This window comes from Bacillus sp. 7884-1 (assembly GCF_002272245.1).
GTDB lineage: Bacteria > Bacillota > Bacilli > Bacillales > Cytobacillaceae > Neobacillus.
Window position 1 is genome coordinate 13,764 of record NZ_NPDD01000014.1, and the last position, 16,420, is coordinate 30,183.

Consider the following 16,420-nt stretch of genomic DNA (forward strand, 5'->3'; position numbering starts at 1 on the left):
GGAGACATGGTATGAATTCAACTATACAGCCGCTTGACCCAATCGCATTTTCCTTAGGACCGATTTCAGTACATTGGTATGGTCTTATTATTGGATCCGGTTTAGCATTGGCACTTTTTCTGGCTATTAGAGAAGGCGATAAGCGGGGACTTCCAAAGGATACCTTTGCAGACTTGATGCTTTGGGCAATCCCTATTGCCATCCTTTCTGCACGATTATATTATGTTATTTTTGAATGGGGCTATTATTCACAGCATCCAGGTCAAATCATTCAGATATGGAATGGCGGCATTGCTATCCATGGAGCACTAATTGGTTCCGTTGTAACAGCCTATGTTTTTGCTAAAAAACGTGGGATTTCGTTTTGGAAAATTGCCGATATTGCTGCACCAAGTATTATTTTAGGTCAAGCCATCGGCCGGTGGGGAAATTTCATGAATCAGGAAGCACACGGAGGTGAAGTCACTAGGACTTTCCTCGAAAACCTCCAGCTGCCTGAATTTATCATTAATCAAATGTATATTAATGGTGCCTATTATCACCCGACCTTCTTATATGAGTCTATTTGGAATATCGTTGGATTTGCTCTCTTAATAATGCTTAGACGCGTGAACCTTCGCCGAGGGGAGCTATTCCTATCTTATGTAATTTGGTATTCTGTTGGTCGTTTCTTCATAGAAGGCTTAAGAACAGATAGTTTAATGCTAGGCGGACTGAGGATGGCACAATCCATCTCAATCGCTTTAATTATAGGTGCTGTATTAATCCTGATTTACCGTCGAAAGAAGAATCTAGCAAAAGACAGATACTTAGACAAAAACAATCAAGCTTTAACGCACTAAGAAGGAGAAATCGGAGAAATGATTAACTCAATTAAAAAGGGTTTTCAGGTGGGGATCAAAACAACATGGACCTTGGGGAAAATTATTTTTCCAGTAACCCTGATTGTGGCTTTGCTGCAGTATACCCCCGTCTTACCATGGGTAATTGAGGCGATTTCACCAATGATGAAATTGCTTGGCTTATCAGGAGATGCTGCAATACCGCTCGTCTTGGGGAACTTCCTCAATCTATATGCGGCGATTGGTGCTATCCTAACCCTAGATTTTTCTGTAAAAGAAGTATTTATTTTAGCTGTTATGCTCTCATTTTCTCATAATTTAATTGTAGAATCGGGCGTTGCTATGAAAGTGGGCGTAAAGCTTTGGCTGGTCCTCGTAACAAGGCTGGGACTTGCGTTTGCTTCTGCAATCATAATCAACTTAGTATGGCAGGGAGGCAGCGAGACTGCCCAATATGGCATGATTCAAGCAAAAAGTGATGAACAAATTTCGGGAATTGGTTCGATTTTACTCGCTGCAATTGAAAAAGCGGGACTAGGAATTCTGCAATTAGCGATGATTGTCATCCCGTTGATGATCGTTATTCAAATTTTAAAAGACTTGCAATGGCTAAAGAAGTTTTCAAATGGGATGTCTCCCATAACGAAGAGTCTAGGGATGAATGAAAATACTTCTACGACAATGGCTGCGGGTTTGTTATTTGGGCTCGCCTATGGTGCAGGAGTAGTGATTCAGGCAGTGGAGGAAGATGGAGTGAGTAAAAGGGATTTAACGCTCGCTTTTATTTTTCTAATGGCTTGCCACGCAGTTGTGGAAGATACACTAATCTTTATCCCACTTGGAATCCCAGTCTGGCCGCTCTTTTTAATTCGTATTGGTGTGGCTATCGCACTGACATTGATTGTCGGGTTCTTTTGGAAACGGTCAGGCATCTTGAGTAGAAAGGAAGCAGAACCAACTTATGAAAAGTAATATAAATACGATTCTATTTGACTTAGATGGAACGTTAATTGATACCAATGAATTAATCATTTCTACTTATTTACACACACTTGAAAAATACTATCCAGGTAAATACACCCGGGAGGATGTCTTACCGTTTCTAGGCCCAACCCTTCACGATGTTTTTGGGAAAATGGATCCCGACCGAGTCGAGGAAATGGTGTTAGAATACCGCACCTACAATATTGCAAATCACGATGCACTGGTGAAAGAATTTGTAGGTGTTATGGAAACAATAGAGACATTAAAGAAAAAGGGTTATAAGCTAGCAATCGTGACGACGAAACGTGAGGATGTAGCTTTTAAAGGTCTTCGCTTGATGAAACTTGATTCCTATTTTGATGTTATGATTGCTTACGATCATGTGAAAAAAGTGAAGCCAGATCCCGAGCCTATATTCTTAGCACTTGAAAAATTAGATTCAAAGCCAGAGGAAGCCTTAATGGTAGGAGATAATTTTCACGACGTGCTGGCCGGCAAAAATGCTGGTACGAAAACAGCTGGTGTTGCTTGGTCCATAAAAGGAAGAGAGTATCTGGCAAAATATGAACCAGATTTCATGTTAGAAAACATGACGGATTTATTAAGTATTCTCGGAGAGGGATAAGAATGAGGAAAACCACCCGCTACCCTGTTGAAGGGGCAAACTCCTTGTGGCATGTCTATAAAACCGTTCCATTCTGGAAAGTTGTGAAAAATTTCATGGTGATCCAACTTGCCCGTTACACCCCTTTCCTAGGGATGAAAAATTGGCTTTACACCACGTTTTTAGGACTGAAGGTCGGCGAGCAGACTTCCTTCGCCTTAATGGTCATGCTTGATGTAATGTTTCCTGAGAAAATCAGTGTCGGGCGAAACACGGTGATTGGATACAATACAACCATACTTGCCCATGAATATTTGATAAAAGAGTACCGCCTAGGACCTGTTGATATTGGCAGTGAAGTGATGATTGGTGCGAATTCAACCATCCTTCCAGGGGTACGTATTGGTAACGGAGCCATTGTTTCCGCTGGGACACTTGTTCATAAAGATGTCCCAGCAGGTGCATTCGTCGGCGGCAACCCGATGCGGATCATCTATTCAAAAGAAGAAATGGAAAAACGCTGGGCCGAAGATCCGATTTATGGGAAAAAGAATAACGATTAAACAGAGGCTGGGTTTTTGTAACCTGGCTTTTTTTACATAATATTGGTTTGTGCGGGATTATAGTTATCAGTTGACGAAAATTAAACAAAAAGGTAAACTTTAATTTATTAGCACATTAGCGAACTAAAGGATTCTGAAAATAAAGGATGATTTGGATGAGCCGTTTATTTATGTTTGAAAAGCCTTTAGGCATGAGAGATACGCTTCCAGAATTATATGAAAAGAAACACCGTGTTCGTACCCTTATGGAAGACTCAATTAAACAGTGGGGATATCAATTTATTGACACACCTACTTTAGAATACTATGAAACCGTTGGAACAGCCTCCGCCATACTTGACCCGGAGCTTTTCAAATTACTTGATAAAGATGGGCATACCCTAGTGCTTCGGCCGGATATGACGGCTCCGATTGCCAGGGTGGCAGCCTCGCGTCTGTTAGAAAATGACCTCCCGCTTCGCTTGGCATATGCAGGAAATGTATACCGGGCACAGCAGCGTGAGGGCGGCAGACCGGCAGAGTTTGAGCAAATCGGTGTAGAGTACATTAATGATGATACCGTTTCAAGCGATGGTGAGGTAATCGCATTGCTTGTTTCATCTTTAAAGAAGGCAGGGCTTAGCCAATTTCAAGTATCAGTTGGACATATTGGATTTGCACAAGAATTATTTAAGCAAATCTTAGGAACAAATGGACGTGCCAATGCACTTAGACGTTTTTTATATGAAAAGAATTTTGTTGGTTATCGTGAGCAAGTAAACTCCTATTCTCTATCCTCCATTGATAAGCAGCGACTGCTTCAGTTGCTGGAATTGAGGGGCGGTAATGAGGTAATTGGTAAAGCACTTGATATCGTTGAGGATGGCTATGGAAAGGAATCCTTGATAGAACTGAAGGAATTGTGGGAGGTAATCACAGACTATGGCTTAAGGGACTTTGTGAAATTTGATTTTACCATTGTCAGCCATATGAGTTATTATTCCGGAATTTTATTTGAAGCCTATGCCGGAAATGTCGGCTTTCCAATTGGAAATGGCGGACGTTACGGATTGATTGAGAAATTTGGAAAAAAAGCGAGTGCCACTGGTTTTGCCGTTAGGCTTGATAAGCTTCTTGAGGCGATGGGTCCGCAAGAGGTCACTAGTACCGTGGAGTGTATTTTTTTCAGCCAGGAAAGACGTAAGGAAGCCTTTCAGTTAGCTGAAACCATGAAGGCAGAAGGAAAGAAAACCGTTCTGCAAGATATTAATGGTGTGAAAAATCTTGATGCTTATACAAAGAAGTTTGCCAATACCACCTTTTTAATCGGGGGGGGCTTAAGATGAATACAAAATTAACGATAGCAATGCCAAAAGGGAGGATTTTTGAAGAAGCTTTAGAATTGCTCCGGAAAGCTGGCTATAACCTTCCACCAGAATTCGATGATTCCCGAAAATTAATTCTAGATGTTGAAGCGGAGAACATGCGCTTTATTCTCGCAAAGCCAATGGATGTAGCTACATACGTCGAGCACGGGGTTGCAGATGTTGGGATCGCAGGTAAGGACGTTTTACTTGAAGAAGAACGAGATGTATACGAACTGCTGGATTTACAAATCAGCGCCTGCTATTTGGCAGTTGCCGGTCTGCCCGGGACAGCCATGAATGATGTTGCACCAAAAGTGGCAACGAAATATCCTAATGTGGCGGCTGCTTATTTTCGCGAGCAGGGCGAACAGGTTGAAATCATTAAATTAAATGGTTCCATTGAGCTTGCGCCCTTAATCGGATTAGCGGACCGAATTGTTGATATTGTATCAACAGGCAGGACACTTGTCGAAAATGGTCTGGTGGAATTTGAAAGAATTAAAGATGTGACATCTAGGCTCATCGTTAATCCCGTAAGTTACCGGATCAAAGACGAACGGATTAACGAATTAGTTACAAGGCTAAACGGCGTTGTCTCCTTGGAGGTAAATTAGATGAAAATAGTTAAAGTGAGTGACCTTATTTCCATTAAACGGTCTATTGAATCGGGAACAACGGAGCAGTTAGCCGTAGTAAAAAAAATCATTTCGGAAATTCGTTCTGCTGGTGATGAAGCGTTACGAGCTTACACGGAAAAATTTGACCGGGTCACATTAGAATCATTTATCGTTACTGAAAATGAAATAAATGAGGCATATGGTCAAGTAGATTCTGAGTTTATCTCGATTGTGAAAGAGGCTGCTGAAAATATCAGAAGCTTCCATGAAAAACAATTGCGTCCTTCATGGATGACGACCGAAGAAAACGGCAGTATACTTGGTCAAAAAATCACTCCTCTTGACTCTGTTGGAGTATATGTCCCAGGGGGAACGGCAGCCTATCCTTCCTCGGTACTTATGAATGTCATTCCTGCAAAAGTAGCAGGAGTGAAAAGAATCGTGATGGTCTCACCTCCTGACAGCAATGGAAAACTTCCAGCAGCTGTGCTCGTTGCAGCAAAGGAAGCAGGAGTGGAAGAAATTTATAAAGTCGGCGGGGCTCAGGCCATTGGTGCATTGGCATATGGAACTGAATCTATTACCCCTGTTGATAAAATTACAGGTCCAGGTAATATCTATGTTGCATTAGCGAAGCGAGAGGTTTTCGGTGATGTTGATATCGATATGATTGCCGGACCAAGTGAAATAGCGATTATCGCTGATGATTCTGCCCGGGCGGATGAGGTTGCGGCCGATTTGTTATCACAGGCAGAACATGACCCACGTGCATGCAGTGTCCTTGTCACACCTTCAATGGTTTTAGCGGAAGCGGTGGCAGTCGAGGTGGAGAAACAGCTGGCATTATTGCCGCGTAAGGACATAGCTTCGAGATCAATTGCTGATTTTGGTGTAATCTATGTGACTTCATCCATTGAGGAAGCCGTTGAAACAGTGAATCAACTTGCCCCAGAACATCTTGAAATTCTGACCGAGAACGGAATGGAGCTGCTTGGGAAAATTCGTCATGCTGGTGCCATTTTTATTGGCCGTTATAGTTCAGAGCCAGTTGGCGACTATTTCGCAGGACCTAACCATGTACTGCCGACCAATGGGACGGCTAGATTTTCAAGTCCGTTGAATGTGGATGATTTTCAAAAGAAATCAAGTGTCATTATATACAGTGAAAAAGCGTTAAAAGATAATGGAGAAAAAATCGTAAAATTTGCACGCATGGAAGGTCTTGAGGCTCATGCGCGTGCAGTAGAGTTAAGACTTAAAAATCAATAATTATTTGCTAGGGGGCCCTTCCATGGAAAGATACGCAAGCGTTGAACGAAATACAAATGAAACCCAAATCAGCTTATCATTAAACATTGATGGTGAAGGAAAGTCTGAACTTGAAACAGGAGTTCCATTCCTTAGCCATATGCTTGATTTATTCACGAAACACGGACAATTTAACCTCTCCGTTGACGCAAAAGGGGATATTGAGGTAGATGACCATCACACTACAGAGGATATCGGGATCTGTATTGGACAGGCATTGCGGGAAGCCCTTGGTGATAAAAAAGGAATTAAGCGCTATGGAAATTCCTTTGTACCAATGGATGAAGCATTAGCCCAGGTGGTAGTGGACCTTAGTAATCGTCCACACCTTGAAATGCGTGCGGAGTTCCCAAATTCAAAGGTGGGTACGTTTGACACGGAGCTGGTGCATGAATTTTTATGGAAGCTTGCCCTTGAAGCGCGGATGAACCTTCATGTGATTGTTCATTACGGACACAATACTCACCACATGATTGAGGCTGTTTTTAAAGCACTTGGCCGGGCGCTTGACGAAGCAACAACCATTGACCCTCGCATCAAAGGAGTTCCGTCAACGAAAGGGATGTTGTAAATGATAGGAATTGTCGATTATGGTATGGGCAATCTCTTTAGTGTCAGTAAGGCTCTTGAGCGGTTGAATGCTGAATATTTTATATCAGGAGACAAAGAGGAACTCCTTCGTGCTGATGCCTTACTGCTACCAGGTGTAGGTTCTTTCCGTGATGCGATGGAGGTACTTCAGGTTGAAACGATTAAGGAGTTCGTGGAAACTGGGAAACCTCTACTTGGGATATGCCTTGGTATGCAGCTTTTGTTTGAAGATAGTGATGAAAATGGTTTAACAAAGGGACTAGGATTATTGCCCGGAAGTGTACGCCGTTTTCCTGGCAAAACCCCGGCGGGAGAAACATACAAGGTCCCGCATATGGGCTGGAACAAACTTGAATTCGTTAAATCCTCTCCGCTATTGGAAGGTTTAGAAGAGGATTATGTGTATTTTGTTCATTCTTACTATGTGAGTGCAGACAATTCAGAGGTGCTTCTGGCAAAAGCCAATTACCAGGAAGAAGTATCTGCCGTTGTGGGCAAGGATAATATATTCGGAATGCAGTTTCATCCTGAAAAAAGCAGTAAGCTTGGGATGGCGCTGCTGAATAACTTTTTGAAAGTAGTTGAAGAAAGGAAGGCGGTACGATGACACTCACGATTTATCCAGCAATTGATATGCGCGGCGGGAATTGCGTACGCCTTCTTCAAGGCGATTATGATAAAGAAACGATTTATGGTGATTCACCTTTTGATATGGCTCGAGCGTTTGCAGCAGATGGAGCGGAATGGATACATATGGTTGACCTCGACGGAGCAAAGGATGGCAAACGGATTAATGATCGTTTTGTCATTGAAGCAGCCCAGAAGCTAAAGGTAAAAGTACAAATTGGCGGCGGGATTCGTTCTGAGGAAGATATCCTTCATTATTTGGAAAATGGGATTACACGCGTGATTATTGGCAGTATTGCTGTTTCCAATCCGGAATTTGCGATTGAAATGATTAAGAAGTACGGTGAACAGATTGTTGTTGGTATAGATGCTAAGAATGGTTATGTGGCAACACATGGGTGGCTGACTACTTCTGAAGTGAAGGCTGTAGACCTAAGCAAACGCTTTGCTGACACTGGTGCTGGGACGTTTATTTTTACCGACATTGCAACGGATGGCACGCTTTCTGGCCCTAATATTGCTGCTGTTTGTGAAATGGCAGAGGTCACGGGAAAAACGGTGATAGCTTCTGGTGGAGTGAGCAGCTTAGCAGATTTGAGTGCGCTTAATGCGGAGGGAGTGAAAGGGGCAATTGTTGGGAAGGCCCTTTATGAAAACCGATTCACATTAAAGGAAGCACTTGCCATTGGCGGGGTGAGAAAATGACATTAACAAAACGAATTATCCCCTGCCTTGATGTAAAAGAAGGAAGAGTTGTCAAAGGAATTCAATTTGTTCAGCTTCGGGATGCCGGCGACCCAGTAGAATTAGCGAGATTTTATGATGAGCAAGGAGCAGATGAGCTTGTATTCCTTGATATATCAGCTTCTGTAGAAGGACGAAAAACCATGGTCGAAGTAGTTAAGTCTGTTGCTTCGGAGCTTGCTATTCCTTTTACAGTCGGCGGCGGTATTAATTCTTTAGAGGATATGAAACGAATTCTCCGTGCCGGTGCTGATAAGGTGTCATTAAATACTGCAGCGGTTCTAAAGCCTGAACTTATTTCTGAAGGGGCAGGTTACTTTGGAACACAGTGTATTGTGGTTGCCATTGATGCGAAGTATGATGAAGAGATTGGAACATGGCGTGTGTATACACATGGCGGCAGGACACCTACGGAGCGCAAAGTAATAGAATGGGCAAAAGAAGCTGCTGAACTTGGTGCAGGTGAAATCTTACTGACCAGTATGGATAGTGATGGTGAGAAAAATGGCTTTGATCTAAAGCTGACAAAAGCGGTGAGTGAGGCAGTGACGATTCCCGTGATAGCTTCAGGCGGTGCTGGAAATGCCAGTCATTTTGAAGAGGCTTTTGTAAAGGGAAAAGCAGACGCTGCCCTTGCAGCTTCTATTTTTCATTATAAAGAAACTTCAGTTCATGAAGTGAAAAGTTATTTGCAAGAGAAGGGAGTGAGTGTCCGATGAACATTCGTTTTGATGAAAAAGGATTAGTACCTGCTATCGTACAGGACGCCGATACAAAAGAAGTATTAACATTAGCTTATATGAATCAGGAATCACTGACAAAAACGCTAGAAACAGGAGAAACATGGTTCTTCAGCCGCTCCCGTCAGGAGCTGTGGCATAAAGGAGCAACAAGTGGGAACACTCAGTCTGTTGTAAGTGTGAAATATGACTGCGACCAGGATGCTGTTCTTGTGCTGGTGCAGCCGAAGGGTCCTGCCTGTCATACAGGAGCTGTGAGCTGCTTCACAGAGGGAGTTGTTACAGAAAGAGCGACTTCCAGCCTAACTGACTATCAAATCTTACATTCATTAGAAAAGCTGATTATCGAACGAGAAAAAGAGCGTCCAGAAGGGGCGTATACAACCTACTTATTCGAAAAAGGCGTCGATAAAATCTTGAAAAAAGTCGGAGAAGAAGCTTCCGAGGTCATCATCGCAGCCAAAAACCGCGACAAAGAAGAACTGAAATGGGAAGCCGCCGACCTCCTCTACCACCTACAAGTCTTATTAGTCGAACAGGGACTGCCGTTTAAAGAAGTGTTGAAAACATTAGAAGAAAGACATAAAAGATAAATTGGTGATTTCACCGCTTAGCGGTGACATTAGCGGTGACAGGCACCAAATATGCAAAAACACGCTGTTATGCAGCGTGTTTTTGCATATGAAGGAAATTCCAATATTAGCAATGCCGTTCTATCCCTTCTCGTACTGGCGACTATTGTGGTATACTACATAAGTTAGTTTATTGTGTATAGATGGAGGTCTCCATGATTAAAGACTCGAAAGCAAGAATTCAAAAGGGAAAGATCCTGTCATTTGTTCCGACTGGGGAATATTATTTCACGAAGGGTATTAAAGCATACCATCGCCGTGATTTTAAAAAAGCTAAAAAATATCTTCAACGGGCGATGCAGCTGGAGCCGGGTGAACCGATGATAGCCTGTCAGCTTGCCATAGTATCAACCGAACTTGGTGAGTTTGAAAATTCTAATCGACTCTTGCATTTAATCCTTGAAGATCTTGATGAAGAAATGGCTGAATGTCATTATTTTTTAGCAAATAATTATGCCCATTTGGGTTTCTTTAAAGATGCGTATCATCATGCAAATATGTATTTGGAATTAGAACCTAATGGTGATTTTAGCGAAGATACAGAAGACCTTCTAGAGCTCCTTTCATTTGAAGCGGATGGCTTAGAAGATGAACTTTATGAACAAGACGATCTGATTATTAAGCAGGAGCAGGCTCGTGATTTATTGGAATCTGGATATTTTCCGAAAGCGATTGAGCTCTTAAAGGATGTCGTTGAAGCATACCCAGAATATTGGTCTGCTTATAACAACTTAGCTCTCGCCTATTTTTATTTAGGGAAAGCCAAAAAAGCAGAATCTATTCTCGACGATGTATTGGAAAGAAATCCAGGAAATCTGCATGCCTTGTGTAATCGGCTTGTTTTTGCCCATTACCAAGGAAAGAAGAAAGCTGTAACACGCTTAATGGATTCCTTAAAGAAAATTCAGCCGATGATGATTGACCATCAATTTAAATTGGGGGCAACCTTTGCTTTAATTGGTGAATATGAATCTGCGTACTTTTGGCTGAAGAAGCTTTATAAAAACGGTTTTGACGGTGATGGTCCATTCTATTATTGGCTATCCTACTCGTCTTATTTTACTAACCACGAGAACTTTGCGCGAAATATTTGGAAAGTAGTTCTTGAACATAACCCTGATAAAGAAGGGTTTGAGCCTTGGAATGTGGAAAAACCAGTTGCAAATGGATTTGAGGATCACGCTGGTTCTATCTTTCAAAAACTAGAAAGTGATTATATTGAAGAACGATTATTTGCCATTTTCTTAGCTTCGGTTTCAGGAAAAACAGAAGAAATCTTCACTTCTAAACGTTATCACCAAAATCAAAAGCTTACATCAATGGAAAAAAATTATGTTTCTTTAGTTAGGTCAGGAACTCCTTCCTCCATAAAAGCCGCACAGGAAATCGCTGAGGTCCTGTATGAGAAACATCAGCCAATCGGAACAATTGAGTCTGGATTATATTTATTGTGGTTTTCTGTGTTTGTGGAAATTTTCAAGTCACAGATTACCTTGAATAACAAACGTGCTTGGGCTGGAGCAATGGAATATGTCTGGTATAAGAAAATCAATGAAAAAGTGTCACAGCAAGAAATTGCCAAACGCTATGATATCTCACCAGCAACCATTGGGAAATATGTAAAGATCGTGAATAAACATCTAAACTGAGCAGATTTTTGGACTATATGGCAATTGTTTTATACGATTAAGTAGGGAATACTATACTTAATCGTATTTTTTTATATATCTAGCTGCAGCGCTATGGGCTCGGGGTCATAAGCCAATCCGTCAAGAAGGTTAAAGAACAACCTTCATGCCGGATCGTCTTATGCCTGTCGCCCCTGGCCAAGGCGCTTCCGCCTTTAAATAAGGAGTGACAAATATGTCTGAGGAAAAAATTTATGATGTGATTATCGCTGGTGCAGGTCCTGCTGGGATGACAGCTGCTGTTTATACATCTCGTGCAAATCTTTCTACACTTATGATTGAACGTGGTATGCCTGGTGGTCAAATGGCCAACACCGAGGATGTTGAAAACTATCCGGGTTTTGAAAGTATCCTAGGTCCTGAACTTTCTACAAAAATGTTTGAGCATGCGAAAAAGTTTGGCGCGGAATATGCTTATGGCGATATTAAAGAAATTATCGACAATGGTGATGTTAAAACGGTTGTTGCAGGTTCAAAGCAATATAAAGCTTATTCTGTCATTATTTCTGCTGGTGCTGAATACAAAAAGGTAGGAGTACCAGGGGAGAAGGAACTTAGCGGCCGCGGTGTATCCTATTGTGCGGTTTGTGATGGAGCATTTTTTAAACAAAAGGAATTGTATGTCATTGGCGGCGGGGACTCTGCTGTTGAAGAAGGTGTTTATTTAACACGATTCGCTTCAAAAGTAACCATTGTCCACCGCCGTGATGAACTTCGTGCTCAGAAGATTCTTCAAGACCGTGCCTTTGCAAATGAAAAAATTGACTTCATTTGGAATCATACCATTAAGTCGATTAATGATAAGGATGGAAAAGTAGGCAGTGTAACCCTTGTTTCCACTCAAAATGGTGAGGAGCAGGAGCTTCCTGCAGATGGTGTGTTTATCTATATCGGAATGATCCCGCTATCTAAACCATTTTCGAACTTAGGTATTACCAATGAAAATGGCTATATCGAAACAAATGAGCTAATGGAAACAAAAGTACCAGGGATTTTTGCAGCGGGAGATATTCGTGAGAAAACCTTAAGACAAATTGTTACTGCTACGGGTGATGGCAGTATAGCCGCACAAAGTGCACAGCACTATATAGAAGAACTCAAAGAAGAATTAAAAATCAAGCAGTAAATTTACAAATTTTTCATAAACGTAATCCTGTTTTAATTCTGCTGTAACAGTAGTGAAATATTAATAAGGTAGAATGTAAATAAGAATTGACCCCCTTTAAAATATTCACTTGGTGCACAGGCTTTTAAAGCCTGTGCTATTTTTTTACATATTTTTAACAAAATTAAGAAATCTGATTTATTTGTGACCGCTTACCAAAAGGAGTATAATAAGAGGAATAAATATGCGCATTTTACGATATTACTGAGTATGTACTATATAAAGGGTGAGTGTTGTGCAGCGAGTCACCAATTGTGTGTTAATTAGAGATAATCAAGTATTGATGTTGAAAAAACCGCGCAGGGGCTGGTGGGTGGCACCAGGCGGCAAAATGGAACCTGGTGAATCTGTTCGTGACTCCTGTATTCGTGAGTACCGTGAAGAAACTGGAATCTACTTAAAAAACCCACAATTGAAGGGTATTTTTACATTCATAATGAAAGAAAATGATCAAGTGCTATCCGAATGGATGATGTTTACTTTTTTTGCAACCGATTCTGATGGAATGCAGGTGGACGAATCAGATGAAGGGAAGCTTGAATGGCAGCCGCTCGATCAACTAAAAAACCTGCCAATGGCGGCGGGAGACTATCATATTATCGATTACATGATTCATGGAAATGGTATTATTTACGGTACTTTTACTTATACGAAGGATTTTCAACTAATCAGTTATCGATTAGATCCAAGCTAATTTGAGGGGGGAAAAGTGAATGAGTACCGGAGCTACAAATGAAACGCAAATGGTCATCATTACGGGGATGTCTGGAGCTGGGAAAACAGTTGCGATCCAGAGTTTAGAGGATTTAGGTTTTTTCTGTGTGGATAATCTGCCTCCGACTCTGCTTCCAAAATTTCTTGAACTTATGAAGGAATCTGGGAATAAAATGAATAAAGTGGCATTAGTTATGGATTTAAGAGGTAGAGAGTTCTTTGATCATTTATTTAAAGCGCTCGATGAACTTGCAGAAACTTCATGGGTGAGTCCACAAATATTGTTTTTAGATGCAGATGATTCAACTTTGGTTCGAAGGTATAAGGAAACAAGGAGATTTCATCCGCTGGCACAATCTGGATTACCTTTAGAAGGTATCAAATTGGAGCGGGAGCTTCTTGATGAATTAAAGGGCAGGGCACAGCTTATTTATAACACATCGCAAATGAAACCACGTGAATTACGTGAAAAGATTATTACTGAATTTACTTCTAATAACCAATCAATTTTTACTGTCAATGTCATGTCATTTGGATTTAAGTATGGAATTCCAATCGATGCCGATCTTGTTTTTGATGTCCGTTTCCTGCCTAATCCTCATTATATCGATCACATGAGACCTAAAACAGGTTTAGACGAAGATGTTTCTAGTTACGTTTTAAAATGGAATGAAACGCATAAATTCTTAGAGAAGGTCACAGATTTGCTCAGCTTTATGCTTCCCCACTATAAACGGGAAGGAAAAGCGCAGCTTGTAATCGCAATAGGCTGTACCGGCGGGCAGCACCGCTCCGTAACGCTGGCAGAATATCTTGCAAAACATTTTGAAAGTGATTATAAGACACTGGTTTCACATCGTGACATTGAGAGGAGAAAGGATAAAACAACATGAGCGAGTTAGGACAGCCAAGAATCGTCATCATTGGTGGAGGAACAGGATTGCCTGTTTTATTACGGGGATTAAAACAATATCCAGTTGATATTACCGCCATTGTGACGGTTGCGGATGATGGCGGAAGTTCAGGTAGGCTCCGTGAAGACCTGCAAATTCCACCGCCAGGAGATATCCGAAATGTGTTAGCTGCTTTATCAGATGTTGAACCGCTTGTTGAAGAGATGTTTCAGCACCGTTTTAAGACCTCCAATGAATTATCGGGACATTCACTTGGAAATTTGATATTAGCTGCAATGACATCAATTACCGGTAACTTTGTCCATGCGATTCAGGAAATGAGTAAGGTTTTAAATGTTCGAGGCAAGGTCCTGCCAGCAGCAAACCAGAGCGTTGTTCTTCATGCAGAAATGGAAGATGGGACAGTCGTATCTGGAGAATCGAAAATTCCCTATTCTGGCAAAAAAATTAAAAAAGTATTTTTAACACCCGAGGTGATTACTCCACTGCCTGAATCGATTCAAGCCATTAGACAAGCAGATCTAATTATAATAGGACCAGGCAGTTTATATACGAGTATCTTACCTAATTTACTTGTACCAAGATTAGGTGAAGAGGTTTGCAGGTCACATGCCAAAAAGGTGTATATATGCAATTTGATGACACAAGCGGGTGAAACACACGGTTTTACTGCGAGTGATCATGTAAAGGCTATTTATGATCATATGGCATGTGCATTTATGGATACCATGCTTATTAATGACAAAGAAATTCCTGAAGATATTCAACTTCGCTATAACGAAGAACTTGCGAATCCTGTCAACTATGATTTGGACCGTATTTTTGAACTTGGACTTGAAGTGGTTCATGCAGACATTGCGATACAGGAAAATGGTGCACTTAGACATGACCCGAAAAAGGTGGCAAAAATTTTATATAATTTGCTCATAAGTGAAACCAAAAAGAGGTATGAAGCGTAATAATAGTGTCCGGCTTAAAAACCTGGATAAAAGGGGGTGAAGGGATGTCTTTCGCTTCGGAAACGAAAAAAGAATTAACGAATTTGGAGACAAAGCCATGCTGTGTTCGAGCTGAACTCTCTGCTCTCATACGGATGAATGGTTCTATGTCCTTTTCCAACCGTAAGTTAATTGTGGATATTCAGACTGAAAATGCAGCGATAGCTAGAAGGATTTATACATTAATAAAAAAGAGCTATGATGTTCAAGTTGAACTGCTTGTTCGAAAGAAAATGAGACTAAAAAAGAACAATGTTTACATTGTCCGTTTATCTCAACGGGCTAAGGAAATACTGGAGGATATGAAAATCCTGGGTGACGGATTTACCTTCATCCATGATATATCTAGTGATCTTGTGAAAAAGAAATGTTGTAAACGTTCATATTTACGTGGTGCGTTTCTTGCTGGAGGTTCCGTAAATAATCCGGAAACTTCATCTTATCATTTGGAAATTGCTTCGCTATATAAGGAACATAACGATTCCTTATGCGAGTTAATGAATAAATTTGGTCTTAATAGCAAAACGCTAGAACGAAAAAAGGGTTATATTACTTACTTAAAAGAAGCAGAAAAAATTACTGAGTTTTTAAATATTGCCGGTGCAGTCAATGCTCTTCTTCGCTTTGAAGATGTGCGGATTGTAAGAGATATGAGAAATTCAGTTAATCGACTGGTTAATTGTGAAACAGCGAACTTAAATAAGACTATAGGCGCTTCCATTCGTCAGGTTGAAAATATTCGCTATATTAATGAAACGGTCGGGTTAAATATTTTGCCTGACAAGTTAAGAGAAATTGCTGAACTCCGTCTCCATTACACGGATGTGACCCTGAAAGAACTAGGGGAAATGGTTACAGGAGGTACGATTAGTAAATCGGGAATTAATCATCGGTTAAGAAAGATAGATGAAATCGCTGATAAATTGCGGATAGGTGAAATGGCTACAAGAAAATAGAGGAAAATCATGAGGAGGATTTTGAAATGCTAGAGAAACAAGTAGAAGTTAAATTGAAAACGGGTCTTCAAGCCCGACCAGCAGCATTATTTGTTCAGGAGGCAAACCGTTTTTCAGCAGATATTTTTTTAGAGAAAGATGGTAAAAAAGTAAATGCAAAAAGCATAATGGGCTTAATGAGCTTGGCTGTCGGCTCAGGAGTAGTGGTTAATATTGTTGCTGATGGCGATGATGAAGAAAGAGCAGTCGATGCATTGTCTAATTTTGTTCAAAATGAACATTAATAAAAAGAGTTTGACCTAAAATTGGTCAAACTCTTTTTATTCGATAAAGGTAAAGGTACCTGCTGATTTGCGCTCCATTAAGGAGTGCTTCACTTTCCGCAGG

General features: G+C 41.0%; 19 protein-coding genes. All 19 read left to right on the top strand.

From position 1 onward, the window contains the following. The first annotated feature begins 11 nt into the window (after nt 1-11). Nucleotides 12-842: a prolipoprotein diacylglyceryl transferase gene (gene lgt / locus CHI06_RS01495; protein ID WP_095246652.1), complete on the top strand. Its 831-nt coding sequence runs from the start codon at nt 12-14 to the stop codon at nt 840-842. An 18-nt stretch (nt 843-860) separates the two neighbouring features. Further along, nucleotides 861-1,814, top strand: coding sequence for a nucleoside recognition domain-containing protein (locus tag CHI06_RS01500; RefSeq protein ID WP_095246653.1), 954 nt, complete (start codon nt 861-863; stop codon nt 1,812-1,814). Beyond that, nucleotides 1,804-2,451 (top strand): pyrophosphatase PpaX, encoded by a 648-nt coding sequence (gene ppaX / locus CHI06_RS01505; protein ID WP_095246654.1) that lies wholly within the window; start codon nt 1,804-1,806, stop codon nt 2,449-2,451. Before CHI06_RS01500 ends, ppaX begins: the two co-directional genes overlap by 11 nt. A gap of 2 nt (nt 2,452-2,453) precedes the next feature. Continuing rightward, entirely contained in the window at nt 2,454-2,993 is a 540-nt protein-coding gene (locus tag CHI06_RS01510) for an acyltransferase (protein WP_095246655.1), read from the top strand. Between the two features lie 155 nt (nt 2,994-3,148). Further along, nucleotides 3,149-4,318, top strand: coding sequence for an ATP phosphoribosyltransferase regulatory subunit (locus tag CHI06_RS01515; RefSeq protein ID WP_095246656.1), 1,170 nt, complete (start codon nt 3,149-3,151; stop codon nt 4,316-4,318). Beyond that, nucleotides 4,315-4,953 carry an ATP phosphoribosyltransferase gene (gene hisG / locus CHI06_RS01520; RefSeq protein ID WP_095246657.1) on the top strand — a complete coding sequence of 213 codons (639 nt, stop codon included), beginning with the start codon at nt 4,315-4,317 and terminating at the stop codon, nt 4,951-4,953. Before CHI06_RS01515 ends, hisG begins: the two co-directional genes overlap by 4 nt. Further along, nucleotides 4,954-6,225 carry a histidinol dehydrogenase gene (gene hisD, locus CHI06_RS01525; RefSeq protein WP_095246658.1) on the top strand — a complete coding sequence of 424 codons (1,272 nt, stop codon included), beginning with the start codon at nt 4,954-4,956 and terminating at the stop codon, nt 6,223-6,225. 22 nt (nt 6,226-6,247) lie between these two features. Then, nucleotides 6,248-6,835, top strand: coding sequence for an imidazoleglycerol-phosphate dehydratase HisB (gene hisB / locus CHI06_RS01530; RefSeq protein WP_095246659.1), 588 nt, complete (start codon nt 6,248-6,250; stop codon nt 6,833-6,835). Further along, nucleotides 6,836-7,462 carry an imidazole glycerol phosphate synthase subunit HisH gene (gene hisH, locus CHI06_RS01535; protein ID WP_095246660.1) on the top strand — a complete coding sequence of 209 codons (627 nt, stop codon included), beginning with the start codon at nt 6,836-6,838 and terminating at the stop codon, nt 7,460-7,462. Continuing rightward, nucleotides 7,459-8,187: a 1-(5-phosphoribosyl)-5-[(5-phosphoribosylamino)methylideneamino]imidazole-4-carboxamide isomerase gene (gene hisA / locus CHI06_RS01540; RefSeq protein ID WP_095246661.1), complete on the top strand. Its 729-nt coding sequence runs from the start codon at nt 7,459-7,461 to the stop codon at nt 8,185-8,187. Before hisH ends, hisA begins: the two co-directional genes overlap by 4 nt. Beyond that, on the top strand, nt 8,184-8,945 hold the full coding sequence (gene hisF, locus CHI06_RS01545) for an imidazole glycerol phosphate synthase subunit HisF (RefSeq protein ID WP_095246662.1): 762 nt from the start codon (nt 8,184-8,186) through the stop codon (nt 8,943-8,945). Before hisA ends, hisF begins: the two co-directional genes overlap by 4 nt. Beyond that, complete coding sequence (gene hisIE / locus CHI06_RS01550; protein ID WP_095246663.1) at nt 8,942-9,559, top strand: bifunctional phosphoribosyl-AMP cyclohydrolase/phosphoribosyl-ATP diphosphatase HisIE; 618 nt, start codon at nt 8,942-8,944, stop codon at nt 9,557-9,559. Before hisF ends, hisIE begins: the two co-directional genes overlap by 4 nt. Before the next feature lie 194 nt (nt 9,560-9,753). After that, nucleotides 9,754-11,247 (top strand): tetratricopeptide repeat protein, encoded by a 1,494-nt coding sequence (locus CHI06_RS01555; protein WP_095246664.1) that lies wholly within the window; start codon nt 9,754-9,756, stop codon nt 11,245-11,247. A 214-nt stretch (nt 11,248-11,461) separates the two neighbouring features. Then, nucleotides 11,462-12,412 (top strand): thioredoxin-disulfide reductase, encoded by a 951-nt coding sequence (trxB, locus tag CHI06_RS01560; RefSeq protein ID WP_095246665.1) that lies wholly within the window; start codon nt 11,462-11,464, stop codon nt 12,410-12,412. 274 nt (nt 12,413-12,686) lie between these two features. After that, complete coding sequence (locus CHI06_RS01565) at nt 12,687-13,145, top strand: NUDIX hydrolase (protein ID WP_095246666.1); 459 nt, start codon at nt 12,687-12,689, stop codon at nt 13,143-13,145. A 19-nt stretch (nt 13,146-13,164) separates the two neighbouring features. Further along, a complete protein-coding gene (gene rapZ, locus CHI06_RS01570) occupies nt 13,165-14,058 on the top strand; it encodes an RNase adapter RapZ (protein WP_095246667.1) in 894 nt (297 codons plus the stop codon). After that, nucleotides 14,055-15,038, top strand: a complete 984-nt coding sequence (locus tag CHI06_RS01575; RefSeq protein WP_095246668.1) for a gluconeogenesis factor YvcK family protein — start codon at nt 14,055-14,057, stop codon at nt 15,036-15,038. The genes rapZ and CHI06_RS01575 overlap by 4 nt, the downstream gene beginning before the upstream one ends. 44 nt (nt 15,039-15,082) lie before the next feature. Next, nucleotides 15,083-16,033, top strand: coding sequence for a DNA-binding protein WhiA (gene whiA / locus CHI06_RS01580; RefSeq protein WP_095246669.1), 951 nt, complete (start codon nt 15,083-15,085; stop codon nt 16,031-16,033). Nucleotides 16,034-16,059: 26 nt separating this feature from the next. Further along, on the top strand, nt 16,060-16,317 hold the full coding sequence (locus CHI06_RS01585; protein ID WP_095246670.1) for an HPr family phosphocarrier protein: 258 nt from the start codon (nt 16,060-16,062) through the stop codon (nt 16,315-16,317). The last annotated feature ends 103 nt before the right edge of the window (nt 16,318-16,420 follow it).